26 protein-coding genes and 1 pseudogene are annotated in these 25253 nt (G+C 70.0%); 10 read left to right on the top strand and 17 right to left on the bottom strand.

What is annotated here, in order from left to right:
• Nucleotides 1–199 precede the first annotated feature (199 nt).
• Both ACBJ32_RS33065 and ACBJ32_RS33060 read right to left on the bottom strand, forming a co-directional pair.
• A complete protein-coding gene (locus ACBJ32_RS33065; RefSeq protein WP_375130081.1) occupies nucleotides 200–1471 on the bottom strand; it encodes a cytochrome P450 in 1272 nt (423 codons plus the stop codon).
• Nucleotides 1468–1674, bottom strand: coding sequence for a ferredoxin (locus ACBJ32_RS33060; RefSeq protein WP_375130080.1), 207 nt, complete (start codon nucleotides 1672–1674; stop codon nucleotides 1468–1470). The genes ACBJ32_RS33065 and ACBJ32_RS33060 overlap by 4 nt, the downstream gene beginning before the upstream one ends.
• Nucleotides 1675–1938: 264 nt before the next feature.
• Between ACBJ32_RS33060 and ACBJ32_RS33055 the strand changes: the two genes are divergently transcribed.
• A complete protein-coding gene (locus ACBJ32_RS33055) occupies nucleotides 1939–2769 on the top strand; it encodes a TniQ family protein (protein WP_375130079.1) in 831 nt (276 codons plus the stop codon).
• Nucleotides 2747–3004 (top strand): annotated as a pseudogene (locus ACBJ32_RS33050) (transposase); the annotation flags it as partial. The gene ACBJ32_RS33055 and the pseudogene ACBJ32_RS33050, both read left to right, overlap by 23 nt.
• Before the next feature lie 320 nt (nucleotides 3005–3324).
• Here ACBJ32_RS33050 and ACBJ32_RS33045 read toward each other — a convergent pair.
• On the bottom strand, nucleotides 3325–5505 hold the full coding sequence (locus tag ACBJ32_RS33045) for a LuxR C-terminal-related transcriptional regulator (RefSeq protein WP_375130291.1): 2181 nt from the start codon (nucleotides 5503–5505) through the stop codon (nucleotides 3325–3327).
• Nucleotides 5506–5605: 100 nt separating this feature from the next.
• On the opposite strand from ACBJ32_RS33045, the gene ACBJ32_RS33040 reads away from it, so the two are divergent.
• From ACBJ32_RS33040 to ACBJ32_RS33020, 5 genes are all read left to right on the top strand, one after another.
• Nucleotides 5606–5842 carry a hypothetical protein gene (locus tag ACBJ32_RS33040; protein ID WP_138664249.1) on the top strand — a complete coding sequence of 79 codons (237 nt, stop codon included), beginning with the start codon at nucleotides 5606–5608 and terminating at the stop codon, nucleotides 5840–5842.
• A 26-nt stretch (nucleotides 5843–5868) separates the two neighbouring features.
• Nucleotides 5869–6903, top strand: coding sequence for an NAD(P)-dependent alcohol dehydrogenase (locus ACBJ32_RS33035; protein ID WP_375130078.1), 1035 nt, complete (start codon nucleotides 5869–5871; stop codon nucleotides 6901–6903).
• A gap of 191 nt (nucleotides 6904–7094) precedes the next feature.
• Nucleotides 7095–7529, top strand: coding sequence for an ester cyclase (locus tag ACBJ32_RS33030; RefSeq protein WP_375130077.1), 435 nt, complete (start codon nucleotides 7095–7097; stop codon nucleotides 7527–7529).
• An 856-nt stretch (nucleotides 7530–8385) separates the two neighbouring features.
• Entirely contained in the window at nucleotides 8386–8877 is a 492-nt protein-coding gene (locus ACBJ32_RS33025) for an SRPBCC family protein (RefSeq protein WP_375130076.1), read from the top strand.
• 212 nt (nucleotides 8878–9089) lie between these two features.
• On the top strand, nucleotides 9090–11429 hold the full coding sequence (locus ACBJ32_RS33020; protein ID WP_375130075.1) for a DUF4132 domain-containing protein: 2340 nt from the start codon (nucleotides 9090–9092) through the stop codon (nucleotides 11427–11429).
• Between the two features lie 116 nt (nucleotides 11430–11545).
• Here the strand turns inward: ACBJ32_RS33020 and ACBJ32_RS33015 are convergent, their stop codons facing one another.
• The 9 genes from ACBJ32_RS33015 to ACBJ32_RS32975 form a co-directional block, all read right to left on the bottom strand.
• Nucleotides 11546–11779, bottom strand: coding sequence for a hypothetical protein (locus ACBJ32_RS33015; RefSeq protein ID WP_375130074.1), 234 nt, complete (start codon nucleotides 11777–11779; stop codon nucleotides 11546–11548).
• A 116-nt stretch (nucleotides 11780–11895) separates the two neighbouring features.
• Nucleotides 11896–12480 (bottom strand): DUF6461 domain-containing protein, encoded by a 585-nt coding sequence (locus ACBJ32_RS33010; RefSeq protein WP_375130073.1) that lies wholly within the window; start codon nucleotides 12478–12480, stop codon nucleotides 11896–11898.
• A 137-nt stretch (nucleotides 12481–12617) separates the two neighbouring features.
• On the bottom strand, nucleotides 12618–13478 hold the full coding sequence (locus ACBJ32_RS33005) for a hypothetical protein (protein WP_375130072.1): 861 nt from the start codon (nucleotides 13476–13478) through the stop codon (nucleotides 12618–12620).
• Nucleotides 13479–13786: 308 nt separating this feature from the next.
• Nucleotides 13787–14851: an alcohol dehydrogenase catalytic domain-containing protein gene (locus ACBJ32_RS33000; protein ID WP_375130071.1), complete on the bottom strand. Its 1065-nt coding sequence runs from the start codon at nucleotides 14849–14851 to the stop codon at nucleotides 13787–13789.
• Complete coding sequence (locus ACBJ32_RS32995) at nucleotides 14848–15465, bottom strand: VOC family protein (RefSeq protein WP_375130070.1); 618 nt, start codon at nucleotides 15463–15465, stop codon at nucleotides 14848–14850. The genes ACBJ32_RS33000 and ACBJ32_RS32995 overlap by 4 nt, the downstream gene beginning before the upstream one ends.
• A gap of 188 nt (nucleotides 15466–15653) precedes the next feature.
• Nucleotides 15654–16028, bottom strand: a complete 375-nt coding sequence (locus ACBJ32_RS32990) for a YybH family protein (protein ID WP_375130069.1) — start codon at nucleotides 16026–16028, stop codon at nucleotides 15654–15656.
• A gap of 25 nt (nucleotides 16029–16053) precedes the next feature.
• On the bottom strand, nucleotides 16054–16770 hold the full coding sequence (locus ACBJ32_RS32985) for an SDR family NAD(P)-dependent oxidoreductase (protein WP_375130068.1): 717 nt from the start codon (nucleotides 16768–16770) through the stop codon (nucleotides 16054–16056).
• A gap of 188 nt (nucleotides 16771–16958) precedes the next feature.
• The gene (locus ACBJ32_RS32980; protein ID WP_375130067.1) at nucleotides 16959–17870 is read right to left on the bottom strand and encodes a LysR family transcriptional regulator; all 912 of its coding nucleotides are present in this window, start codon (nucleotides 17868–17870) and stop codon (nucleotides 16959–16961) included.
• Between the two features lie 97 nt (nucleotides 17871–17967).
• Nucleotides 17968–18588, bottom strand: a complete 621-nt coding sequence (locus tag ACBJ32_RS32975; protein WP_375130066.1) for a TetR/AcrR family transcriptional regulator — start codon at nucleotides 18586–18588, stop codon at nucleotides 17968–17970.
• A gap of 209 nt (nucleotides 18589–18797) precedes the next feature.
• Here ACBJ32_RS32975 and ACBJ32_RS32970 point away from each other — a divergent pair, with 209 nt between their 5' ends.
• Complete coding sequence (locus ACBJ32_RS32970; RefSeq protein ID WP_375130065.1) at nucleotides 18798–19172, top strand: hypothetical protein; 375 nt, start codon at nucleotides 18798–18800, stop codon at nucleotides 19170–19172.
• A gap of 4 nt (nucleotides 19173–19176) precedes the next feature.
• Here ACBJ32_RS32970 and ACBJ32_RS32965 read toward each other — a convergent pair whose 3' ends face one another.
• Nucleotides 19177–20196, bottom strand: coding sequence for a hypothetical protein (locus ACBJ32_RS32965; RefSeq protein WP_375130064.1), 1020 nt, complete (start codon nucleotides 20194–20196; stop codon nucleotides 19177–19179).
• A 448-nt stretch (nucleotides 20197–20644) separates the two neighbouring features.
• Between ACBJ32_RS32965 and ACBJ32_RS32960 the strand changes: the two genes are divergently transcribed.
• Nucleotides 20645–21247, top strand: a complete 603-nt coding sequence (locus ACBJ32_RS32960; protein ID WP_375130063.1) for a hypothetical protein — start codon at nucleotides 20645–20647, stop codon at nucleotides 21245–21247.
• Between the two features lie 29 nt (nucleotides 21248–21276).
• Here ACBJ32_RS32960 and ACBJ32_RS32955 read toward each other — a convergent pair whose 3' ends face one another.
• Genes ACBJ32_RS32955 through ACBJ32_RS32945 form a run of 3 tightly spaced genes read right to left on the bottom strand, consistent with a single transcriptional unit; the run spans nucleotide 21277 to nucleotide 23913 of the window.
• Nucleotides 21277–21804, bottom strand: a complete 528-nt coding sequence (locus ACBJ32_RS32955; RefSeq protein WP_375130062.1) for a GerMN domain-containing protein — start codon at nucleotides 21802–21804, stop codon at nucleotides 21277–21279.
• Nucleotides 21801–23231 carry an ATP-binding protein gene (locus ACBJ32_RS32950; protein WP_375130061.1) on the bottom strand — a complete coding sequence of 477 codons (1431 nt, stop codon included), beginning with the start codon at nucleotides 23229–23231 and terminating at the stop codon, nucleotides 21801–21803. Before ACBJ32_RS32950 ends, ACBJ32_RS32955 begins: the two co-directional genes overlap by 4 nt.
• Before the next feature lie 7 nt (nucleotides 23232–23238).
• The gene (locus ACBJ32_RS32945; protein WP_357884823.1) at nucleotides 23239–23913 is read right to left on the bottom strand and encodes a response regulator transcription factor; all 675 of its coding nucleotides are present in this window, start codon (nucleotides 23911–23913) and stop codon (nucleotides 23239–23241) included.
• A gap of 188 nt (nucleotides 23914–24101) precedes the next feature.
• Between ACBJ32_RS32945 and vanY-N the strand changes: the two genes are divergently transcribed.
• Nucleotides 24102–24674, top strand: coding sequence for a D,D-peptidase/D,D-carboxypeptidase VanY-N (vanY-N, locus tag ACBJ32_RS32940; RefSeq protein WP_375130060.1), 573 nt, complete (start codon nucleotides 24102–24104; stop codon nucleotides 24672–24674).
• 84 nt (nucleotides 24675–24758) lie between these two features.
• On the opposite strand, the gene ACBJ32_RS32935 is transcribed toward vanY-N, so the two are convergent.
• On the bottom strand, nucleotides 24759–25199 hold the full coding sequence (locus ACBJ32_RS32935) for a TIGR03618 family F420-dependent PPOX class oxidoreductase (RefSeq protein WP_375130059.1): 441 nt from the start codon (nucleotides 25197–25199) through the stop codon (nucleotides 24759–24761).
• Between the last annotated feature and the right edge of the window lie 54 nt (nucleotides 25200–25253).

Here is a 25253-nt window from a genome sequence, read left to right as displayed (position 1 = left end):
GACCCACCCTCGGCTTGGAGGAGCTTTATTCTAGATTTTAATTCTAGAAGCCAGGCCGTGGCGGCGTCCAGTTGCAAGCCCACGCTCCAGGCCGGCCGCCGTACAGGGGGGCGCGGTGGCCGGCCACGCGCAGAGGCCACGCGGATGTCAGCCGATGCGCAGGAGCAGCGCGGTCGGCTGATGCGTAGGATCGGCGCGGTCAGCCGATGCGCAAGGGCAGCGTGCGCGGCCCGCGCACCTGGCTGGCCGCCCACGTCACCGCCGCCGGGTCCGCCAGGGAGAAGACCGGAACGCGTTCCAGCCACACCTCCAGCGCCACCCGCAGCTCCATGCGCGCCAGATGCGACCCCACGCAACGGTGGATGCCCAGCCCGAACGCGGCGTGCCGGTTGACCTCCCGGTCGATGACCACCTCATCGGCCCGCTCGAACTGCGCCGGGTCCCGGTTCGCCGCCGGGAAGGACAGCAGCACCCAGTCCTCGGCCTTCATGTCCACGCCGTTCCAGTGCATGTCCTGCCTGACCAGCCGCGCCATCGTGACCGGCGCGTACGCCCGCAGCAGCTCCTCCATCGCAGCCGGCAGCAGACCCGGCTCGGCCACCAGCCGCTCCCGGTCGCGCGGCGTCCCGGCCAGATGCCACAACGACGCGCCGATCGCGCTCCACGTGGTGTCGATGCCCGCGATGAGCAGCAGGATGATCGTGCCGAGCACGTGGTCGGGGCTGAGCTTGTGCCCGTAGAGCTCGGCGTCGACCAGGTACGTGATCAGGTCGTCGCGCGGGTGGTCGACGTGGTCGCGGATCTGGGCGAGCAGGTAGTCCGCCAGCGCGGCGAACCCGTCGGCGCGCTCCTCGGGCGGCTTGTTGACGCTCTCGAGCGAGTTCTCGATGAACTGCCGGAACAGCGGCCCGTCCTCGGGCGGCAGGCCGAGCAGGTTGGCGATCACCCGCACCGGGATGTGCTGGGCGTACTCGTGCGCGCCGTCCACCAGGTCCCGGGCCTCGAACGCGTCGATCAGCTCGTGGCAGTACGCCCGCGTCGCCTCCTCCTGCTTGCGCACGGCGCTCTTGGTGAACGCGGGCAGCAGCAGCTTGCGCGCGTCGTGGTGGAACGGCGGATCGGACGAGATCGGCGGCACGCTGCCCATCGGGGCCAGCTCGCGCGGCGGCCGGACGTTGCTCACGATGATCCCGCGGGAGGAGAACCGCTCGGTGTCGTACGCCACGGCCGCCACGTCCTCGTACCGCGTCGGCAGCCACACCCCGCCGAACCGCTCGGTGTGCGCGATCGGGCAGCTCCTGCGCAGTTCGTCCTGGATCGGGTACGGATCGGCGGCCCAGACCGGATCGACGTGGGAGAAATCGCCGGCCCAGTCGGAGACCGGGTCGGTGACGATCTCGCTGGCCGTGGGGAGCGGGCGGTTCTTGCGCGCCTCGTCGAGCTCGGGGCCGAAGCGGTCGTCCACGCTCATCGGGCGGCTCCGTTCTCGGCCTCGATCGCCCGCTCGGGGCAGTTGGCCGCCGCCAGGCGCGCCTCCGGCTCCTGACCGGCGGCCACCTCGCCGCTGCCGAGCACCGTGCCGTAACCTTCGTCGTCCTCGCCGAACAGGGCAGGGGCCAGGTCGTAACAGCGGCCGTGCCCTTGGCAACGCTCGGAGTCGATCCGTACCTTCATTGCCGTCGTTCCCGTCTGTGCTGGGGGTTCTCCGTGGGGGTGATGGGTGAGGGCGGTGAGCAAGCACTTGAGGAGGGCGGGATCCCTCCTTGAGGGAATTAAAAAAGTGTTCATTTGTCTCGTCAAGAGCGAGCCTTGCGGCGGGCTGCTGTCTGGGGCGCTTGCAGATGTCAGTACGGCAAGCAAGGTGTCAGAGCACTTGGCAGCGAGACATCGGGACTGTCAGCAGGCGCGTGTACGACAGGAGGAGGCTCGGCTCGGGAGATGGTGACGGTCGGACCTCGGCGGCTGGCGTATGGCGTCGTCACGATGCCGGAGACGTGCAGAGCTGTCGAGGCCGCCACAGGCGTGTACTCCGGGACAGCGCGCGAGATGCACCTGGAGATGTTCGACGGCTCGGTCCTGGACCTCACAGGTGTCCGCGTGGGCGACAGGGAGTCAGTCCGCCGGGCCGAGGGCCGTGAGTGGGTGCAGTTCTTCGCCAGCCGGGTATGCCCCGCGTGCCTGGCGGCTTCGGGCGGAGTGTGGCCGGTCTGGTGGAAGCTGAGCTGGGCCGCGGTTTGTCCCGCGCACCAGACGCTGCTGGTGGATCTCTGCCCGCGGTGCCGCGTTTCTGTGCGCCGGGGTCCGGCTGGCCGGCCTGCGCGTCTGTCTCGCTCACGGATGCCGACTCCGTTGCGGTGCGGCGCGGTCCTCGGCGGGACCGTGTGCGATCAGCCGATCCCGCAGATCGGCACAAGCGTGGTGAGTAGCAAACTCGCTGATCAGCAACAACTCGTGCTTGAGGTGGTGATGCACCGTCGGCCTGCGCTGATCGCCGGCCAGGTGGTGAGTGCCGGTCAGTGGTTCGCGGCCTTGAAAGCGACAGCGATGCTGGTCCGGCTGGGGATGCCGGAGGTTCTCCCTCTGCTGGATGCGCCTTTGGATGGTCAGGGCGGGGACTGCAAGCTAACGGCGGACCTGATGATCAAGGAAGAGACGCTTGATGTCCGAGACCGCCGTGGAGTCGCTGTCCATGAACGAACTGCCTGCCGGGCCGGACCGCTCGATGACGGACGAGCAGCTGATCTCGATGCTCGTCAATCGGGCCCGTAGTGAGGGGCTGCAGCTGACCGGTGAGGGCGGCCTGCTGCAGCAGCTGACCAAACGGGTGCTGGAGTCGGCCCTGGAAGGCGAGATCACCGATCACCTCGGCTATGACAGGCACGACCCGGCCGGGAAGAACAGCGGCAACAGCCGCAACGGCAACCGCACCAAGACTGTGGTGACCGACGTCGGACCGGTCGAGGTTCGGGTGCCGCGCGATGTGGCGGGTGGAGTTGGCCCGGTTTGGTGGACAGCTGATCTCTGGGGAACCCTGGTTCCCGGAAGAAGGAGTCTGCTGAATAGATACCGATCTAAATGACAGTGCCTAGGTTGGCTGCAGGCCCCGCTGTCATGTTCAGCGACGCCAGACAAATGGTCTGGCGGCCTTGAAGGCTTCTTACCCGAGCACTCCGACCGAACCTGAGCGAGCGCCTCCGTCTCGTCGCGGCTCGTTCTTCGCACTATCGCGCGGCCGGGAGCTCACCGCACGGCTTTTCGCCGTCAGGGTCAGGGCGGCGGCCGTGAGCAGCGGGGAGAACCTTGATCGAGCGGAGGGGTGACGGTCTACAGCAGGTGCAGGTCGCGTGCGGCCTGGACGGCGGCTCTGCGATCGCCGACGCCGAGCTTGCGGTAGATCGCCCGGCAATGGGTCTTCACGGTGTTGAGCGTCACGTACAGCTCCGACGCGATGTCGCGTTGCGACAGGTTCGCCGGCAGATACCGCAGTACGGCCAGCTCCCGCTCGGTCAGTTGCTCGGCGAGCACGGCCACGCGACCGGCCCGCGCCTCGGCGACGCCATGGCGGGATTGTGTACGTGCCAGGTAGCGACCGGCGATGCCGGGGTCGGGGCAGCGGGCGAAGACGGCCCGGGCCTCGGCCAGGAGCGGCTCTCCGGCCGGATCGCCCAAGCCGATGAGCGTGTCGCCGCAGGCCGTCAGGACGAAGCCCAGGGCAAGATCGGTGGAGGCCCGTCTGGCCAGGCTCAGTGCGTGCGTCGCGTCCGCGTGAGCGCGCGCCGGGTCTTCGCCGGTTCTGGCTCGGATCGCGTAGGCGGGCGCGATTCCGTGATAGGAGGCCAGCCCGAACCGCCGCGCCGTGTCCACCGCCGTGCACGCGGCGCTCTGAGCGCTCGCCGCGTGGCCGTCGTCGAACTCCACCACGGCCAGGTACACCAGGGCCAGGACCTGCGCCGTCCTGATCTCGTCGGCGGCGGCCATCTCGGCCGCGAGCCGCAGGGCCCGCCTGGCTTCGCCGGCCTGCCCCGCCCAGGCGTAGGCCGCGCCGGCCGCGGTCGTGAGATCGCTTGAGTACGCCATCAGGGACACGCTCACCTGCCGGACGGTGCCGAGCGCGGCGGCGACGTCACCCCGGGCGAGCTGGATGTTCACGCGCAGCGAGATCGACGGGGTCTGGTCGAAGCCCTCGGGCGCCGCGTCGAGCATGATGCCGAGCCACTCTTCGGCGCGCGCGTAACGACCGCTGATGTATTCGCACCAGCCGTACATCAGAGCGCACCACGTCAGGGTCTTCGCCACCTCGCCGAGCCGGTCGAGCAACCCCCGCAGGGTTTCCGTCTGGCCGCCGGCGATCAGCCGCGGTCCGTGCACGAGCAGCAGCCGGCCGGCCTTGTGGAGGTCACCGCAGGCGAGCCGATGGACGATCGCCTGACCGTGATCGCCCTGGGCTTCGAACCACGCCGCGGCGCGGGCGTGGAGGCCGGGGACGCGCTCAGGGAAGGCCTGGTGCGCTTCGAGCCGCAGCAGATCGCGAAAGAGGTGGTGGTAGCGGAACCAGGTGCGGGTGCGGTCGAGACCGATCAGGAGCTGGTTGGCGCTCGCGGTGTCGTTGAGCCAGGCCGCCCCCCCGGACGCGCCGGTGACGGCATCGACGAGGGCGCCGTTGAACTGGTCGAGTATCGACGTCTCCAGCAGGCGCCGCCGATCGTCGGCGCCGACCGTGGCCAGGAACTCGTCGCGGAGATAGTCGACCACGAACTGATCGTCGCCCCGGAACGCTTCGATGAACCCTCTGGGGTCGGCGGCCCGTTCGAGCGACAGGCCCGCGAGCACGAGTCCGGCGGCCCAGCCCTCGGTCCGGCCACAGAGCTGATCGAGAAGAGCCCGGTCGAGCGCGGGCGAGCCGAGCAGACCGGCTGCCTCGTCGGCGTCGAAACGTAAGTCGGCGCCCCGGACCTCCGCCAGCTGATCGCGTACGCGTAGCCGGCCGAGCCGGAAGGGCGGGTCGATCCGGGTGGACAGCACGATGGTGACCTGGTGCGGGCAGAGCTCGATGAGGCGTTCCACACCGCGCTGCACGCCGGCGTTGTCGATCAGGTGGTAGTCGTCGATGACGACGACGAGCGGGCCGGCGACGGCGGCGAGCTGGTTCACCAGAGCGGTCACGACCATGAACTCGTCGCCGTTCGAGCCGACCACGATCGCCTTCAGGTCGTTGGCGGCGATCGGGTGCGCCTGCCCGATGGCTTCGGCCAGATAGGACCAGAACCTGACCGGGTCGGAGTCGCTCTCCTCCACCTGCAGCCACGCGACGGCTTCTGGCCGGCCGGCCAGCCACGACGCCAGCAGGGTCGACTTGCCCGAGCCTGCCGGGGCGCTCACCAGGACCAGGCGGGCCTGGCCGCCGACGCCGCGGTCGAGGAGGTCGTCGAGCCTGGAGCGGCGGACGAGCTGACCGGGCGGCGGGGGCGGGCGCAGCTTGGTGGCCGCCAGGCTCGTCTCCCCCATCGTGCTCACGTTCCAGAACCTACCGCCCCGGCCATCTCACCCGGGTGAGATGGCCGGCGATGTGAGGCCGCGTCATGCCGCTCACCGTGATGATCGGGCCATGCGTCAGCCGACCACTTACGAGATCGTGATCCGGGGCCGGGTCAGTGCCAGGCTCCTGCGGCCGCTGCTTGACGACTTCACCCTCGACCATGCCGGCGACGGCGTCACCCGCCTGGTCGGCGACATCGGTGACAGCTCACACCTGCATGGCGTCCTGGCCCATCTGATTTCGGTCAACATCGAAGTGATCTCCATCGCGCCCCTCGGCGCTGATGGGCCGGGACGGCGCGCGTGAAGACCACCGGCACACGAAGGGAACCGATGATGGAATCTCAGCAGCGCAACGCCGCGACAGACGGCCAGAGCGGCAGCACGGCGGGCGGCACGATGCGGGCGATCGTGCAGGTCGCCTACGGTTCGGCGGACGTCCTGCGCCTGGCGCGGATCGCCCGGCCGAAGGTCACCGGCAAGCAGGTGCTCCTGCGGGTGCACGCGGCCGGGCTCGATCGGGGCACGTGGCATGTGATGGCGGGCCTGCCGTATCTGATCCGCCTGGCCTTCGGATTCCGCAGACCGAGGAATCCGGTGCCCGGACGTGATGTCGCCGGCACGGTCGTCGCGGTCGGTTCGGCGGTGACCAGGTTCTCCGTGGGCGACGAGGTGTTCGGGGTCGCCCCGGGCTCGTTCGCCGAATACGCCGTGGCCCGCGAGGACAAGCTGGTCCGCAAGCCGGCGAACGCCACCTTCGAGCAGGCCGCGGCGGCCCCGATCTCGGGGGTCACCGCGTTGAGTGCCGTGTGCGACGTCGGCCGGGTCCAGCAAGGGCAGCGGGTGCTGATCACCGGCGCGTCGGGCGGGGTCGGCAGCTACGCCGTGCAGCTGGCCAAGGCCTCCGGGGCGGAGGTCACCGGCGTGTGCGGCCCCGCCAAGCTCGACCTGGTGCGCTCGCTCGGCGCCGACCATGTCATCGACTACACCCGCGACGACTTCGCCGACGGCGCCCAGCGCTACGACGTGATCATCAATATCGCGGGAAACCCCACCCTGTCACGGCTGCGCCGCGCGCTCACGCCCACCGGGACGGCCGTCTTCGTCGGCGGCGAGGACGGCGGCCGGCTTACGGGAGGCATCGACCGGCAACTGCGCGCCCTGGTCCTGTCACGCTTCGTCGGCCAGCGGCTGACCGGTCTCATCGCCAGCGAACGTGCCAATGACATCGAACGGCTCGGCGACCTCATCGAGGCGGGCAAGGTGACGCCGAGCATCGACCGAACCTTCGCACTGGAGCAGGCGCCGGAGGCCATGCGCCACCTCGTCGCGGGAAACGCGCGAGGAAAGATCGTCATCACCGTCTGAGCCCGTCCTGTCATCAACGAGACCCGGGGCCCATCGCGGCGCTCGGGCTCGTCGGCCACGCCCTGCTCATGGTGGGCCCGGCGGAGCCGCCGTCGGGGCGGCATCGACGGGTGTCACATTCGTGGCCGCACTTTCGTCGTACAGGCGACGGCCGCCGCCGGCCGTCGGCCATCTGGACGAGGAGAAGCCACATGTCGGCAGAGCAGGTCATCGGCAACAAGGCGTTGTTCAGCCGTTTCCACGAGGCGATCAACAGCGGCGACGCGGAGGTGATCGCCAAGACGATCGACGAGCTCGTCGCACCGGATGTGCTGTTCCACACGCCGGCGCCGATCGACGCGACGGGGGTGCAGGCGCTCAAGCAGGTGTGGACGGTGCTCCTTCGCGCCTTCCCCGACATTCGCGTCACGATTGAGGACGTGATCGCGGAGGGCGACAAGGTCGTCTACAGGAACACGGTAACCGGCACCCACCGGGGCGAGTACCGGGGCATGGCGCCGACGGGCAGATCCGTCACTTACAACGAGATCTTCATCTTCCGCTTCGCCGACGGCCTGATCGCCGAGATCTGGGGGGTCGTGGACGTCTTCTCGCAGCTGCGGCAGCTCGGCGCCATCCCGGCCTAGCCAAGCCGCCCGCGCCGAACCGCGTTGAGCAGTGCTCGAAACCTGAGGATCGGCCGGAAGGGGGCGCCTTTCCCGGCCGCTCGTTCGAGGACTCCATCCGCGTGTCGCGGCTCGACGACCACGTTCGCCGGCGCCGAAGCCCGCCAATTCGCTGAAATTTCAACGCTTGCCCGGCGAGATCGCGCAAGAACCAGCATCTCTTCACCGTTGAAACCGATTTATCAAGAATATTGGCTGACCTGCTCGCCGACTGGATGGACATCGTCGTCCACCACCGGCAGGTGACTCCCGTCCGCCTCATCGGCCACTGATCCGCCGGGGCATCAGGCTCTCGCGCGCCCCCTTCGAGGGCTGAGATGTTCTCCCGACAGTTGATCTTCGGCTGGCTACTGCCAACTTCGATGACGCAACCACCGGTATTTCGACGTGAGTCGAAGTGACAGCACCCAGGTCGGGAGCAGCTCTCACTGCCATCTTCGCTGCGTCCAGACAGCTGTTGTCTGACGGCCTTGAGGACGACAACCCGTCACGGCAACTGGAAGCGGACATGGAAGCGCGCAACTGGGGTTGGCAGGAGCAGCGTGTGCCGTGCGTCTCGGCTGAACTGACGCACTCTCAGTCGAATCGACGTTTCGCCGGTTCCTCACCTGACCTGACACCTGATCGCTACAGTGACGATCCCTGCTGTGGATCTTGAGCGAGGTCGAGTGACAACGGTTCTTCGGACGTCGGCGTTGGAGGCCGGCGCCGCAGGGTTCGGCTTGCATCTCCTGGAGCGGACGGCTGCGGGGTCACGGGAGCGGAGGCGAGGCTGTTAGCGTAGGCCCGTTCACGCAGGAACCTGGAGTGCTCCGCCATGAAGTACACCGTCTCGATCGAGATCGCCCTGCCGCGGGAGAGGGTGGCCCAGCTGCTCGCCGACCCGGCCCACCTGCCGAAGTGGCTGCGGGGCCTGGTGCTGCACGAGCCGCTGAGTGGGGTGCACGGGCACGTCGGCACCAAGTCGCGAGTCGTGATGCAGACGGGGAAGCAGAAGATGGAGGGCACCGAGACCATCACGCGCCGGGAACCGGCAGACCTGCACAAGATCCCGAAAGGGAGCGTCGTTCACTTCGAACGCGAGATCGTCGCCGGGGGCATGTGGAGCGTCGCGCGCGAACGGCTGACCGAAGCCGGTCCGGAGACGACGCTCTGGGTGAGCGAGAGCGAATACCGGTTCAGCGGCTTGCTCATGCGGCTGGTGGGGCTTTTGATGCCCGGCGCCTTTCGTAAGCAGTCGCTGCAGCACATGCAGGACTTCAAGGCGTTCGCCGAGCAGGGCAAGGACGTCCGCGAGGCGAAGGACTGAACTGCTTGCGGACGGCGGCATCGACGACGTTGCGACCAGGAGGTTTAGCCGCCGACTCACCATGATCGTCAAGGCCGTCCAGCCCCTGCGGTACCTGATCCGGGAACTCTGCCCTGCCGTCCTGATCGCAGGATCATGGCAGACAGGAATCTGTCGGTTCCGGCTGATATCCATGATCACCCAGCGTTTCCGATCATGAGTGGAGCCGTGTGATGACGTCAGCGAGCCAATGGGACCACCTGGGCCCGGCCATGAAGGCCGTCTACCAGCGGTTCGACGAGCTCACCGACCAGGGGCTCGACCCCGGCTCCGACGTCGACTGGCGGGTCTACGGCACGTACGCGCAGATGAAACTCTGGCTGGGGCCGGCAGGCGGCCACGACTACGACGAGCGGGTGCTGCGCGTGGTCCGGTCGGTGGCCGGGCGTGACATCGACTTCACCTACCGGGAAGCGCATCACCTCATGGAGCGGGCGGGGTACTGGGTGCGGCAGGGGCACACCCGCTACGAGGAGCTGTTCCGGATCCCGCTCGCGGCGGCCCGCCGGTTCGGCTACCAGCAACGCCGGGACCTGCTGCGCTGGCTGACGTCGGGACGGGAGCTGAAGGACGCGCGGGCGCTCCTGGCCGAGCAGGTGCGCGAGCTGCTCACCGAACCCGCTGAGAACGGCCCGGCCGGGGCGGTACGGACCGAGATCGGGGACACCGACCACTTCGCCCGCATGCTGGCCGAGGAGTACGGCCCGCGTCTGGTCGAGGTGCTGCCGCTGTTCCGCCACTGGAACACGGCCCGCTCGACCAGACCCAGTGACCGGTGGCTCAGGAACGCCGCACGAATGCTCACCCCCGGCGCGGCCGCCCTGGTCCGTGAGCTGCTCACGCGGTTGGTGGCCTACCGGGGCGGAGAGTGGGTCGTCCGTTATGACGGCAAGGAGTGGCGGGACCAGGTCTTCCTCAAGGAGGACACCATCGTCGTGGTGCGCGGCATCCTGTGGACCTGCCAGGTCATCGACGAGCGCTGGGTGACCTCGCTCGTCACCGAGGTCGCGATGACCTGCGGCACCGGCAGCAACGGGATGGGCTCCACGTGCCGCTGCGAGCCCGTCACCAACGCCGCCGTCGGCGTCCTGGCCCGCAGGGGTGGACTCGACGTGATCGTCCCGCTGTCCAGGATCCAGGCGAAGGTGCGCGCGAGGTCCGTACAGCGGAATCTGAGCCTCGCCCTCGACGCGGTGGCCGCCGAGAACGGGCTGACCCGCGAGCAGCTGCTCGACCGGACGGTCCCCACCTTCGGACTGGACGCCGAAGGCGTCCGCGAGGAGAAGATCGGCGGCTACCGGGTCAGGTTGTGCGCTGGCGTGCCCGCCCTGCGCTACGTGAACGCCGGCGGCAAGACCGTCAAGTCGCTGCCGAAGGAGCTGCGCGGAGAGTTGTCCGATCTGCGGGCCGTCCTGAAGGAGCTCAAGCTGGCGCAGGCGGCCGTGCGGTCCCGCTTGGAACAGGCGATCGTCCAGGAACGGACGTGGCACTGGCGCGAGGTGACCGAGTACTTCCTCGACCATGCCGTCACCGGCCCCTACGCCCGCGCCCTGGTCTGGCAGCTCGCCGGCGGCCCGGCGGCCCTGCCGGTCAAGACCGCCGACGGCTGGGAACTGGCCGGCCACCGCCCCGCCCCCGACGCCGTGGCAGGCCTGTGGCACCCGATTCACGCGAGCGCCGACGAGGTGGCGGCGTGGCGCGACCACCTTCTGGAGAGGGGTGTCCGCCAGCCGTTCAAGCAGGTCTTCCGCGAGCTCTACCTGCTGACCCCCGCCGAGGAGCGGACCGGCACCTTCTCCAACCGTTTCGCCGGCCACGTGCTGCACTATGGCCAGGCCAGGACCCTGCTGGGCCAGCGCGGCTGGACCGGACGGTCCATCGGCAACTGGGACCACGACAACGGCGGCGACCAGGGCGAAGTGGTGCGCGACCTGGCGGGCTGGCAGGCCCGCTGGGCCATGCACATCGTCCCCGCCCACGGGGCCACCATGCTGTGCGCCACCGAGAGCATCACCTTCCACCGCGACGGGCAACCGGCGTCGATGGCCGATCTGCCGCCGCTGGTGCTGTCCGAGCTCCTCCGCGAGGCCGACCTCGCCGTGGGCGTGGCCTCGGTCGCCCGCGACGACCAGGCGGTGATCGGCCACGAACGCTATTGGCACTCCCACGGCTTCGGCGAGCTGACGGAGACGGCCAAGACCCGGCGCGAGGTACTGGCGCGGCTGCTGCCGAAGCTGAAGATCGCCTCTCGGGTGGAGCTGACCGACAGATTCCTTCTCGTCCGGGGGGATCTGAAGACGTACAAGATCCATCTGGGGTCGACCAACGTCTTGATGGAGCCCAACGACGCGTACCTGTGCATCGTCCCGGCGAGCGGGCGCGGCGCGGCCGGATCGGTGTTCCTGCCGTTCGAGGACGACGGGGGAACCCTGTCGGTGATCCTTTCGAAGGCGTTCCTCCTGGCCAACGATACGGCGATCACCGACCCGACGATCACCCGGCAGCTCGGCTGAACGACCACCCGGACACCGCCGGGCCGCAGGCGCTGACGGCACAGGCGAGCGATCTGCGACCGGGTACTGCCAACTTCGATGACACGCCCCCATTGTTCGGCGCCGTTTCCGGCCGGTCAGCCGGTCAGCGCGTTTTCGGTGGGCACCTCGCCGGGCGGCCAGGTCTGGTCAACGGGCCGGCCGCATGGGGGGCGGCCGGCGGCCAGGAGAAGTCGCTGGGGAAGCCGAAGGCTCACATGGCGGAGCCACGCGCCGCCGGCGACCGGGCCGCCAAGGCCGAGGTGCGCGAGCCGCAGCAAGACGTCGAAGACACCGCCGCGGCCGGGGCTCATCACCATGGCAGCGCGCATGCATGGTGTGCGGGTCCTTGCAGAACCGGGCCCCCAGTGAATCTCACGGGGAGCTCGCAGCGGCGTGATCCACCGGCTGCTACCGGGCCCGAGGGGTCACAGACGATGGACCCTGCTCATCTCGGTTCGGGGATGACGCCACACAGGTAAGTCGACCCCTCCAGCAGCCCCGGGGTCAGCGTGATGCCAGTGAGATGCTCGGCCAGGAGGAAGGCCGGCCCGTCGCTGGGGTAGAGGTGTCTGTAGTCGGCGTCGATCCGCTGCATGGTCTCCACGACCTCGTCCGGCACCTCCTCCGAGTAACCTTCATCAGCGATGAAGCAGAACCGGATCTTTCCGTCGTCGCTCCAGTAGAAGCACTCGACGCCTTCGACGTCGCGGAAGTGGGAGACGAGGCGGGTTCCCGCCGACAACGACGTGATGATTGCTTCATCGGCGCCGAGCCCGCCGTTGTGCTCGACGATGAACACCCAGTCGCCTATGGTCGTGGCGCCGAGAAACGCGGTGTCGTAGCTGCTCCTGTGGCGAGTCGCGATCAGCTCCTCAAGCGTCATGGGCGTGAAGTCCTCGGGCCGGCCGCCGAGCCGGAACACCAGTTGCCCGGGTGTCAGGCCGCGGACGTAGGTGAAGCAGTAGGCCTCTGCCAGGTCGGGAAAGCGCTCGTAGGAGAACCAGGCATTGCCGCCAGGGGTCGCGATCATTGCGTCATGCTCGCAGCACCGACCGACACAATCGTGTCCCAGGCGCCCTGGGTCGACCATCGTGCCCAGCGACACAAGCTGATGGCTGCAGGTCGGACCTGGTGAGGAGAGATCCCGCGCAGCCTGCCCGATCACGGCTAGGAGCGGCGCGGGTCGTAGTTCTGGAACTCGAACAGATGGATATCGCTCCGCGGCAGCAGGGGTACCCCGCTGCTGGAGTCCAGCACCACCCGGCGGCCCAGTGGCTCACGCAGCGTGGCACCGATCCGATCGGTCTTGCCCATCGCGTTGCAGAACTCCACGTCGTCGTCACGACGGACGTCGACGTCCACGACCACCGCTTCGGGCGTCTCGTGAACGCGCGAGCCGTAGGTCGTGTCGCAGGTGCCGTGCAGGTAGCTCAGCTGGAGCTCGGTCGGCGCGCGCACCTCGTAGGTACGCACCTCCTGGAACCCGTCAGGCACCGGCCGGGGCGGCCCGCCCATCGCGGCCGGGTCCACTGCGACCCGCCGGAACGGCTCGGGCACGCCCTTCACGGTGAAGTCCCAGGTGGGCACTCGCACGTCCCCCCGGCTGCTGGGCATCGTGGCCTCGCCCCGCGCCACCGCGATCACTCGCAACGGCCGGCAGCCCCTGGTCGGGCACTCCTCGTCGACGAAGGACTTGGGCTTGCTGAGCCCGGCGTAAGCGGCTGTGGCCGCCAGGACCGGGACGCTCAGCGTGCCCCCGTCGGCCCAGCGCAGCACGGCCGGGGCCGGCACCTCGACCGGGAGCTCGATCTCGAGCTTCCAGGCGCTGTTGATCAGGCTCCGGCCCGTCCACCGCGGCATGCGCCCCCCATCTGACTCCAGGGTCAGGTTCCGCAGCGGGACGAACCCCTCGGTCCAGGGCTTGCGCTCCGCCGAGCCCTGCCAGCGTTCGGTGACCTCACGAGCGCGGTCGGCGAACTCGTCGGCGGTGGCCGGCGCTCGGGCGGTACCGCAGGCCGCCGTGAGCACGAGGAGCACTGTGGCTGGAAGTATCCGCATATCCGGTAGACGTGGCGGCGGACAGCGCGGTTCGCTCAGCCGCCGCCTGGCGAGGCTCTCCTGATCACGGGCCTGTGCAGCGGTCCGGTCGGCTTCTCGGTGGTCGTGTCCGGCGAGAACCCGGGCGCGGACGTTACAAGTTGCTCTCAGGACCGGGGTGGTATCGGCTGCGCTGTCACGGCGTGAATCTGGACGAGGGCAACGACGTGAACAGCAGGCCCGCACGAGGTGGCGCCGCTCGTCGGGTCGCGCATGCCCCCGGTGCCCGGGGAGCCGTCTCAGCCCGCCGGGTCGAGGACGACGCGGAAGCGGGCGTCGCCGGAGAGCATGCGCTGATAGGCATCCGGCGCCTCGCTCAGCGGGAACACCTCGTTGCGGGAGCGGATGTCGTGGCCGAGCGCGAACCGCAGGTTGTCCTCGTTCTCGATCGCCGTGCCGGTCAGGCTGCCGCGCACCACGTGGCCGCCGAAGATCAGGTCGGCGGTGTTCACCTGGACCGGATCGGGCGCCGCCCCGACGACGACCAGTTCCCCGCGCCGGCCCAGCCCGGACACCAGCGGCGACATCGACGCGCCGGAGGCGGCGGTGGCCACGATGACCGCGGCACCGCCCAGCTCCCGCAGGGCGGCGCCGGGATCGGCCTGGGTGCTGTCGATGTAGTGGTGCGCGCCGAGTTCGGCGGCCAGCTCGGCCTTGGCGGTGCCGCGGGCGATCGCCACGACGCGGTGGCCCAGCGCCCGGGCGTACTGCACGCCCAGATGCCCCAGCCCGCCCAGGCCCTGCACCGCGACCAGCGCGCCGGGCGGCACCTGCGCCGACACCAGCGCGTTGTACACGGTCAGGCCCGCGCACAGCAGCGGCGCCGCGGCCAGCGGGTCCACGCCGGGCGGGATCCGCACCAGGCCGGTCGCCCTGGCGTAGGCCACCTCGGCGTAACCGCCGTCGACGTCGGTGCCGGTGCGCGGCTGGCCGGTGCAGTTGACGAAGTCGCCGCGCCGGCACGCCTCGCACGCGTGGTCCTGCCCGCCCAGGAAGCCGACGCCGACGCGCTCGCCGACCTGCCAGGCCGGCGCGACGCCGGCGCCGACGGCCTCGATCACGCCGATGATCTCGTGGCCGGGGACGATCGGCGTCTCCGGGTCGGCCCGCATCCCCTCGACGGCCAGCACGTCGGTGTGACAGATGCCGCATGCCTCGACCCGGATCCGCACCTCTCCGGGTGACGGCTCGCGCCGCTCTCGCTCGACTTGCGTGAACTGCTGCCGGCCGGTGACCGTGAACGCCCGGTAGGTGCCGGGGGTGGTGGTGCCGGAGGTGGCGGTGCGGGAGGTCACGGTGCTCATTCCGGCAACTCGCTTCCGGCCTGCTCACGGACCAGGTAGTCGGCGTACCAGTCGGGCCAGTCGGGGTCCTCGGCGCCCAGGCGGGCCTCGTGCTCGCCGTGCGCGGCGGCGGCGCGGCGCAGCGCGTCCGCCAGGTCCGCCTTCGAGGCGAACGAGGTCAGCGACGGGTCCACCCGTCCCGGCAGCCGGGTGGTGACCTCCTGCAGCACCCAGCCGTTGCCGTCGGGGTCGCTGAACGACAGGAACGAGCCGTAGCTGCCCCGCTGCGGATGCGGCCCGGCCACCCTGGCGTCGGTGCCGGCGTGGTGGAAGACGCCGCCGGCGTCGTGGAACACCTCACTCGGCTCCGCGCCCCGCCGCTCCAGTTCCTCGCGGGCGGCCTCGATGTCGGTGACGATCAGGTGCAGGCCCTGCGCCGAGCCGGGCGCCTGGGACGTGACCGAGGTGCCGAAGATGACCGAGGCCGGCGAGCCGGGCGGGGTCACCTGTACCACCCGGAAGTCCTCACCGGTGGCGAGGTCGGCGTCCAGCCGCCAGCCCAGCCCGGTGTAGAAGTCCTTGGCCCGGTCGACGTCCGAGACCGGCACCACGACGACTTCGAGTTTCATGTCCATGATGTGCGCCTCCTGCGCTGTGTGATGAAAGTGGCGGCGCGATGCGCTCGCGCTGCCGGCTGCCGGACCGCACCGGCGCACCCGGTAAGTCTCGCTGGTCAGGCGGGGTTCGGCGTGGAACGTCGGCGCGTGTCGCCGCAGCCCGCATCGCCGGCCGCGGTCCTGCCCGCGCGTGCCGGGGCCGTTCCTCAGCCGCCGGCGGTGGAGACCTGGTAGTGGCTGATGAGCCAGCCCTCCTCGGTCCGCTTCAGCAGGACGCCGAGGGTGACGTGGATGGCGGGCCGGTCCGTGAACGAGAAGTCGACGGCCAGGTAGCCGAGAACGACGTCGTCAGCGGGAGCCCTGGTCTCCAGCACGCGGTACGCGGCCGTCAGCCCGGGTGGCTGGGAGTCGTAATAGGCGGCTATGGCCGGCCGCCCGACGCCGTAGGGGCGCAGCCCCTGGAAGATCGCGTCCTCGGTGAACAGGGCCGCGATCTCCTCCGGCTCGTGGGCGTCCACTCCGGCCTTCCACCGGTCGAGGACGTCCCGGAGGATCGCCTTCCGGTCCTGGTCCGTGGTCATGGGGCGTCTCCTTTCGGTCGTGCGGTCAGTGGCCGGCGCTCATGCCGCCGTCGACGTGCAGGATCTCGCCGGTGACGAAGGGGGCGTTCTCCAGGAAGACGACCGCGTCCACGACGTCGCTCAGCTCGCCCATGCGGCGTACGGGGTGCAGCGCCGCGAGGGCCTCGTAGTTCTCCTCGGGGTGCATGGGCGTCTTGATCGTGCCCGGTGACACGGCGTTGACGCGGATGCCGCGGGTGGCGTACTCGATGGCCAGCGACTTGGTGGCGGCCTGCAGGCCGCCCTTGGTCAGCGAGGCCAGCACGGACGGCACCCGGGAGTCGGCGTTGTCGACCAGGCTGGTGGTGATGGTGACGACGTGGCCCCCGCCCTGGCCCAGCATGCGCTCGATGGCGAGCTGGGTGACGTGGAAGAAGCCGTCGAGGTTGACGCCCCTGGCGGCGGCGTAGTCGTCGAGGCTGTAGTCGGTGAACGGCTTGGCGATGAAGATGCCCGCGTTGTTGACCAGGGTGTCGAGCCGGCCGAACCGCTCGACGGCCGCGGCGACCGCACGTTCGGCGGTGGCCCGGTCGGCCACGTCGCCCTGGACGGTGAGGACGCCGGGATCGTCCGAGGGCGCGATGGTGCGCGAGACGGCGACGACGGCGTGGCCCAGCCTGCGGTAGGCCTCGACGACACCGGCGCCGATGCCTTGCGAGGCACCCGTGACCAGGGCGACCTTCTGCTGCTGCTGAATGCTCATGACGATCTTCTCCAATCTGGACGATCGGTACTAGACAACCGGTCGTCTATTTGTCAGAGAAGCTAGGACACGGGTAGGGGGATGTCAAAGACTCAGGGGGCCTGAGCTGGGACCGGGTCCCTCCCACCTGATAGGCCCAGACTCCCACACCAGGTCAGCGCGGTTGCGCTCCGCTCCCGGTGTTCCCGTCAGCGCCGGTGCGGGTCGCTCGGGGGCAGCCAGGCGTCCGGGCCGTGAATGCCGAAGTCGCGGTCCTCGCGCAGGGCCTCGACGACCGCGAGGACCGAGTCGCGGTCCTCCCCGCGCCGCCACACCAGGGACCACGTCCAGTAGACCTCCGGCGCGACGACCGGGCGCTGGACGAGGTCCGGCGGCAGCGAGGCGAGCTGCCCCTTGGGCGAGTTGATGATCGGACGGCGGCTGCGGCGCACGTGGTCGAAGAACGCCGGGCCGGTGATGCCGCCGTCGGAGATGCGCACCGCGCGGGCGCCCGTCTCGTGCGCCAGTTCCTCGGCGTAGACGTTCCAGGACGACCAGGAGGTGGTGTCGGCGTCGAGGAGGACGACGGTGTCGCGGGCGGGGACCGGGCCGGTGTCCTGGCCGGTGACGACCGCGTACAGGCGGTCGGCGCCGATGAGCTGGGCACGCAGGCCGCGCCGCGCCAGGTCGTCACCGCGCACCCAGCACACCGCCAGGTCCAGGCCGCCCTCGGCGACCCGGGCGGCCTGCGTGTGGGAGGGCGCCACCCACGCGTCCACGTGGACCTGGGCCACCGCTGCGGTGCGGGCGTCCAGGTCGGGCGGCAACCAGTTGACGTAGCCGAGCCGGACCGGTTCCGACCCGGACAGGCGGCGGGCACGATGCCGCAGGTCGTCGGCGCGTTCCAGCAGTGCCCGGGTGTGGGGCAGCAGGGCGGCCCCGGCCGGCGTGAGGGACACCGAGCGGCGGTCGCGGTCGAACAGCCGCACGCCGAGGTCGCGCTCCAGCGCCTTGATCTGCTGGGACAGGGAGGGACCGGCGATCAGCAGGCGCTCGGCGGCACGGCCGAAGTTCAGCTCCTCGGCGACCGCGACGAAGTATCGCAGCTGGCGCAGCTCCACGCTGGTCATGCTACTGGCGCAGGCGAGAAGGCCAGACCCGCGGCCCGGCGCAAGCGTCAGGCCCGCCGACAGGCGGGAGGCGTGTGAGCCCTGGGTTTCAGCGGGCGGCGGTCACGTCAGCGGGCGTGCGGGCGCCGAGGAGGGCCAGGCAGTTGCTCCAGAGGGGGCCGAGCCGCTCCGTGTCGTTGTAGAGCTTGGCGAACAGGACATGCCCCTCCAACTGCGCCACCACCGACCGCGCGGCCTCGCGGGTGTCGGCCACGGTGACCTCTCCCCGGGCGAGCGCCTCGGCGATGACCGTCTCGATGAGGTCGACCTGGGCGTCGAAGATCTCCTGCAGCCGGCCGCGGATGACTTCGGTCTGGTTGCTCATCTCCAGCGTGAGGTTGCCGAACAGGCAGCCCGAGATGGTGCCGCAGCTCTGCTGCCCGGCGCTCTGGGTGGCCATGGTCGCCTCGAACAGCCGGCGCAGCCGCTGCAGCGGCTCCGCCTCGCCGGACAGGATCTGCCTCCAGGACCGCTCCTGGTTCGCCCAGTGCTCGTCGATGACCGCCAGCACGAGGGCTTCCTTGGATTCGTAGAAGTAGTAGAAGCTGCCCTTGGGCACACCGGCCGCCTTGCAGATCTCCGCCACGCCGAGGGCGGAGTAGCCGCGCAGCTCGATGAGCGAGCGCGCGGCGGCGAGGATCCTCTCCCCCGCATCGCTGGTTCGTCCCATATCAGCAGTGTACGACCGGTCGTCTACTTTCTTCTGCCTCCTGCGCGACTCGATGCCCTCCTGATCGCCACTTCGCCGAACAGCCGCCTCACCCTGCAGCGCGAGTTGCCCGGGCCTGCCCTGGGGACATGAATTCTCGGCGAAAGATCAAAATGGCATGTCCGGCCGATTACTCTACGCCCGGAAGCAAATGCTCTAGGGTGTGGAATATGCGACACATTGTCGGTGCAGTACTTATTGCAGGCGCCGTCGCCGGATGCGGTACGACCGCGTCGCCGTCCGGCCGCGATCCTTCGCCGATCGCCACGAATACGTCTGCCACCGGCGGCGGTTCCGTGGAGTCACCGGCAGTCGGCACGAAGTATCCGTTCGTCCTGTACACACATTGCGGGGTCCGGTCCGCACATTTCGGTGGACGCTGGTGGAAGGCCGTGGCGCCCACGGAACAGCCGCATCCCGGCGGCAAGGAAGAAACCGCCGGGACGATGGAATTGGTGAACGACGATCTCGCACGGTTCACCTGGCAGGGCGGATCGGCGGAATTCACACCGTCACCTTCGGAGCCGATGCCACCCTGCCAATGATCGGCTACCGATAGACGGAGTAGATCGACGCGAGAAGTGCGGGGTTCTCGCCGCCGATGTCCTCACGCATGTTCGCCTGGAAGTACATCACGTCATTGCTGTACACGTTGTGCCCCAGGCCCAGCGCGTGGCCCATTTCGTGGGTGACGGTGTTGTTCCGGGTCCAGCCGGCCGGGGTGTAGTAGTCGTTGAGCTGGATGACCTGCCCGTTCTCGCGATACGGGCCGCTCTGGGTGGCCGTCGGGAAGAAGCCGCTCCAGCGCCCCGTCCACACCGGGCCGTAGTTCGCGCTGACGACATCGACACAACGCGCTCCGGCCTGGAACGGGCAGCTGTTGAACCGGTAGGCGCTGTCGATGTTGGGTGTCTGGTGCCACTTGTACACGGCGTTCGTCACCGGCCACTGCGCTGGTGTGTGGTCGTTGAACCGGACCAGCGGATCCTCGAACCCGTTGTTGGTCCAGAACGCGACCGGGCACGTGAACGTCCGGGCACTGCCGTAGGCGCAGTCGCCCGGCGCCATGGGCATCGCGGCGGCCTTGCCGTGCCTGACCACCTCGACGCCCTTCTTGCCCTGCTTGCGCAGGATGTCGGCCAGGTGCTCGGGGCTCATCCCGGGCGGGGGCGTGTAGATGTCGACCCGGAGCCCCTCGGCGACGAGTTCGGTCGCCATGACCTCACCGGCGTCGGGATCCGGAGCAGGCGCGTTGGCGCGCCTTTTCTGGTCCTCCGCCACCCGGTCGGCCAGCTCTTTGTCGGTGAACTTCGGGTAGAGATCTTCTCTCGTTTCCCGTTGTAAGCCCTTCTTGCCTGGATCGGCCGAGCCCGCCCATCTGCCTTCCGAATGCAGTTGGGCCGCCCGCACCTCGGCAAGCTGGGCCTCCGCGTCGACGTACGGACCAGCGGCAGAGCCCGAAGGGACGGGATTCTTTTCGTCCGCGCCGGCACTGCCCGTCAGGCCCGCGCTGACGAGCGCCGTCGACGCGAGGACCGCGAAAATGACACGCCGAGATTTCTTGACCACTTGGATCCTTTCCCGAGGAAATGCGCAGATCGCAACCAAGCGGCCGAATAAAAGTACGCCCGAAAAGCGCCGGCGCACGGTCGATGAAGAAAAACCCCAGCCCCCCGATTGAGAACGAACGCCTCAAACCTAGCGAGGGCATACAGAGGCGTCAAGCGACCAAAAATTCGCGGGCCTGATCAAAGAATTGACGCTGCCTCACGGAAAATCAGGAAGACGTGACTCAAATGATGCCCTTGATGACAGCGAGTTAGTCACGAATGTAAAGGTGCCTGCCGCAGCCGGATTTCCCCGCCGCATGTGAACGACGACGACGCCAGTGGAGAGACGGTGGTCGCCACAGCCGCGAACCATTGATCGGCTGGCGACGTCCAACAGGATCACGGCATCAGGAAGGACACATGTGATCATCCGCAAGCGCGCCGCACGCCCTGCGCAGCGAATCGACGTGACCCGCCTTCCCGAAGACCTCGTGGCGCTCATCGACGCCCTCGAGCCCGGCGGGACCCTGGTCGTCACGCGTGACGGCGGGCCGATCGCGACGATCTCCAGCACCGTCGACGTGCTCCAAGGGGCCGTCGTCGATCTCGGCACGCCGGCCGGGACGCCCGAGCAGGCGCCGACGGACTACGAGAGCATGACGGTCGTGGCCACCGCGATGGAGCTGTCGCCCGCGGCCCGGCTGGCGCTGTCCACCCAGCTCGGAGCGGACTACGTGGTGCTCGACATGCACGCGGCTCCGGCGACGGCCGATGTGCTGCTGGTGCCTCCGGGCAGCCCGCAGCTGATCGGGATGCTGCGATCGATGTTCCCGAAGGCGCGTGTCATCGTCACCGAGATCGAGGACCACGAGCTCGGAGTGCAGTACCACGGACCGGTCCGCCGGCTGCTCGACGCCGGCGCCGAGGCGTACCTGCCTCCGGCGACCCTCCCGCAACTGGCCAGGCAGCTGGAGTACACGCTGGGCCAGGGGCGCGAGCTCGCCGCCGGGACCGCTGAACCGCTGCAGATCGCACCGGCGGTGGAGCCGCCGGGACCGGGCGGCGCATGACCTTCGCGAGCGCCGCCGGGCCGCGTGCCTCACCCGATGTCACCGGGACCGCGGCGATCCGGGTCGCCAGGGGCGCCCCGCGGGCAGTCCCTGGGGCCGGCGCTCTGCCCGCCGCCGACGACGGTGACCTGGTCGGGGCCCTGCGGCGCCGTGGCGGCGGCCGTGCACACGATCTGGTCGATGGCCAGTGCGGACAGCGCGCTCACCGGAGTGGACAGCGTCACCCTCACGTGACCGGCCGGCTCGACGGTCACCGAGAACGGGCCGGCTTCGGGCGGGACCTCGGTGGTGAGTCCGCGTTTCCGTTCCCTCGAGGAGGGGCCGGCTGCCAGCAGCGTGAGCGTGTCCGCCGGGGACAGCGGGGGGCCGGGCCGCTGCACCTGGCTGAGCCGGCCGTTCTGCACCAGGTAGAGGCGGGCCGCCCAGGTGGGTGCGACGGCTCCGCTCGGCGGGTCGCCGGCGGGTATGACGTCGCTGGGTCGCACGCCGCAGCCGGCCACGGCCACGAGCGGGACGAGGCCCGCGGCGAGCACGCGGCGGGCGAGCCAGGCCCTCACGCGGCGCCCCCGTCCGGATCGGGTGCCCAGCGTGGCAGGCGCAGCGTGAAGACGGCGCCGCCGTCCGGGGCGTTGGTGACGGTGAGGTCGCCTCGGTGCAGGAGCGCGTTCTCCCGCGCGATGGCGAGGCCGAGGCCGCTGCCCTCGGACCTGGCCCTGGCGGCGCTGGCCTTGTAGAAGCGGTCGAACACGTGCGGCAGCACCGCTTCGTCCAGCCCCGGCCCGTGGTCGCGGACTTCGAGAGCGATCCACTGCGGGTCGGCGGACACCCGGACCGACACCGGTGGCTCGCCGTGCCGCAGGGCGTTGCCGACGAGGTTCGCGAGGATGACGTCCACCCGGCGCGGATCCAGCCGGGCCGTCACCGCGGCCGGCAGCTCGGCCTGCACCGACTCCGACCAGCCCCGGGCGCGCAGGGTGGCGCGCACCAGCTCGGCCACGTCGATCTCGTTCAGCGCGAGGGCCGCCACGCCGGAGTCGAACCTGCTGATCTCGATGAGGTCGTTCACCAGCCCGGTGAGGTTGAGCGTCTCCTGGCTGACCAGCCTGGCGGCCCTGCCTGCGGGCTCGGGCAGCCCGGCCGCCTCCTCGTCGAGGACGTCGGCGACCGCGGCGAGCGCGGCCAGCGGGGTGCGCAGCTCGTGGGAGACGTCGGCGACGAACCGGCGGGCGTCGGCCTCCATCGCGCGCAGCTGCTTGACGTGCCGTTCCAGATTCGCGGCGGTGTCGTTGAACGTGCGTGCCACGTCGGCCAGCTCGTCGGAGCCGTGGACCGCGATCCTGGTCCGCATCTCACCCTCACCCAGCAGGCGTGCCGCCCGGCCGAGCTCGCGCACGGGGCGCAGCACGCCACGGGTGGCCAGCGACGCGAGGACGACCGCGAACCCCAGGGCCGCCAGGCCGATGAACCAGGCCCATGCGGCCAGCTGATCGATGCTGCGCTGCTCGGGATCCAGGCTGCGCGCGGTGTAGACCTCGATGCCGGACAGCCGCGTCGTCCGGTCCGGCTCGACGATCAGCAGCGGCGCGCCGATGATCAGGATGGGGACGCCCTGCCACGTGATGCGTTGCCACGCGATCTCGCCGCCGGCCACCACCTGCCGCAGCCGCTGTGAGATCGCCCCGGGATCGAAGCCGTCCGGCGAGCGCTCCTCGTGGTAGAGGGCGAGGGCGGAGACGTTCCGGTCGGTCACCGTGCCGGCGATCTCGCCGAGCTCGGCCGGGCCCGGCTCCGGACTCCGCAACGGGAAGACCGTCTCCAGGCGGTTTCTCATCGCCTGGACCGCGGCGTCCTGGGTCCGCTGCAGGATCTCGTTGCGGGCCTGGACGTACATCCCGCCGGCGACCGCCGCCGCGGTGACGACACACAGCAGTGCGAACGCGAACAACAGCCGGGCGCGCAGCCCCAGGCTCGGCCGAGGTGTCACCGGCGGCTCACACCGGCCCGAACCGGTACCCGAACCCACGCACCGTCTGCACGTAGACAGGCGCCGCCGAGTCGTCCTCGATCTTCGCGCGCAACCGCTGCACGCACGCGTCCACGAGACGCGAGTCGCCGAAGTAGCCGTGCTCCCACACCGACTCCAGCAGCTGCTGGCGGCTGTGCACCCGGCCCGGCGTGCCGGAGAGCTCCAGCAGCAGGCGCAGCTCGGTCGGGGCGAGGCTGACCGGCACGCCACTCTTGGCGACCACCAGCCCGGCCCGGTCGATGGTCAGGTCCCCGTGCCGCTCCAGCTCCGCCTGGTCCCGGCCGATCCGCCTGAGCACCGCGCGGATGCGTGCCTCGAGCACCCTGGGCTGCACCGGCTTGACCACGTAGTCGTCGGCGCCCGCCTCCAGCCCGGCCACCACGTCCATGTCGTCGCCGCGCGCGGTCAGCATGATGATCGGTGTCTCACCGGCGGCGCGGATGCGGCGGCAGACCTCGAACCCGTCCATGCCGGGCAACATCAGGTCGAGCACGACGACGTCGGGAAGGTCCGCACGCATGCGGTCCAGCCCCTGCTCGCCGGACTCCACCGCGCGCACCCCGTGCCCGTGCCGGGTCAGGGCCAGCTCCAGGCCCTCCCGCACAGCCGGGTCGTCCTCGATCAGCAACACTCGCGACACGCCGCGTTTCACAGCCCGCTCCGTAACTTGCCCGCCGTCTCCACCCCGACCACTGTCGGCCTGCCGTGTCCCCGTCTCGTCCGCGCCATGTCATGGTTGTGTCACGGTCTTGCCGACGGTTGCCGCCGTCGAGAAACCATGACATGCGGCGGACAACGCGCGCACATTCGGCGCCAATCGTATTCGGCATGAACGAACCACGCACCATCCCACCCCGGCCCCGGGACCGGCTGTTCGCCGTGGTCACGCTGGTGCTGGCCGTGCTCCTGCTGCCTGTGGCGTTCGCCCGCCGTCCCGGCCGCGCCCTTGAACTGGCTTGCGGCTGGGCGTTACGGATGCGGTTCCCCGCCGAGGATCTGACCGGTCTCACCGGCGGAGCCAGGGCGGCGTTCACCGCGGCGCGCACCGAGGCGCTCTGGCGTCACGGCCAGCTCATCGGCCTCACCTCGGGATACCGCGATCCCCATGTCCAGCAACGGATGTTCGACGAGGAGGTGCGCCGCTCCGGCTCCGCGGCCTCGGCCCGCATGCTCGTCCTGCCGCCGGCGGAATCCTGTCACGTCAAGGGCATCGCGCTGGACGTGCGCCCGCACGAAGGCGCGCGCTGGCTGGAGGAACACGGCGCCCGCTACCACCTGTACCGCATGTACGACAACGAGTGGTGGCACTTCGAGTACCGCCCGGAGTGCGGCGGCACGCCACCGCGCCGACGGCCCCACCCCGCTGTGGGCTACATGATCGAGAACGATGACCAGACGTAGCCCCCGGATCCCCGCCAACCCGCCGGAGGCCCTGCGAGGCTCGCCGAGGGACGCCCGAGCGCGGGCATGATCGCCGGGCCCGGGCTAACCGTTGCTGTAAATCCGTGCCGGCGTGACGAACACCGCGGTACGGCGCTGTTCGCGCATCACCTGGTCGTAGGCGTCCCAATCATCGTGCGTGCCGCCCGCGGCGGTGAAGATCTCCCGCAGGATGACCCGCAGCCGCTCGGCGTCCACCGCCGGGTGCGGGTCGTCCGGCCCGACGAGCTCGGCGGCGCCCTCGAGGGCCGCCCACTGCCATCCGGACCGTACGGTCACGGTGATCTGCGGGCGCTGCCGCAGGTTGGCCAGCTTCACCTTGCCGTACGTCACGAACGCCGCGACCTGCGCTCCCGTCAGCGGATGCGGCATGAAGGCGACATTCACCACGGAGGTCTGGATCGTCGCGTCGGCGCGCAGCGTGGCGATGACCGCGAGCCCGCTCTCGGCACGCCCGAGCGCCGCCGCCTCATCGAAGGTTGTCACAGTCCCCACTCTAACCAGGCGTCGCGACCCTGCCGATCCGGATGCCGCCGGACA

The organism is Nonomuraea sp. GTA35 (assembly GCF_041950525.1).
In the GTDB taxonomy this organism is placed as follows: Bacteria; Actinomycetota; Actinomycetes; order Streptosporangiales; family Streptosporangiaceae; genus Nonomuraea.
Note: the sequence above shows the minus strand (reverse complement) of the source record. Positions and strands in the feature narration are given on the sequence as shown.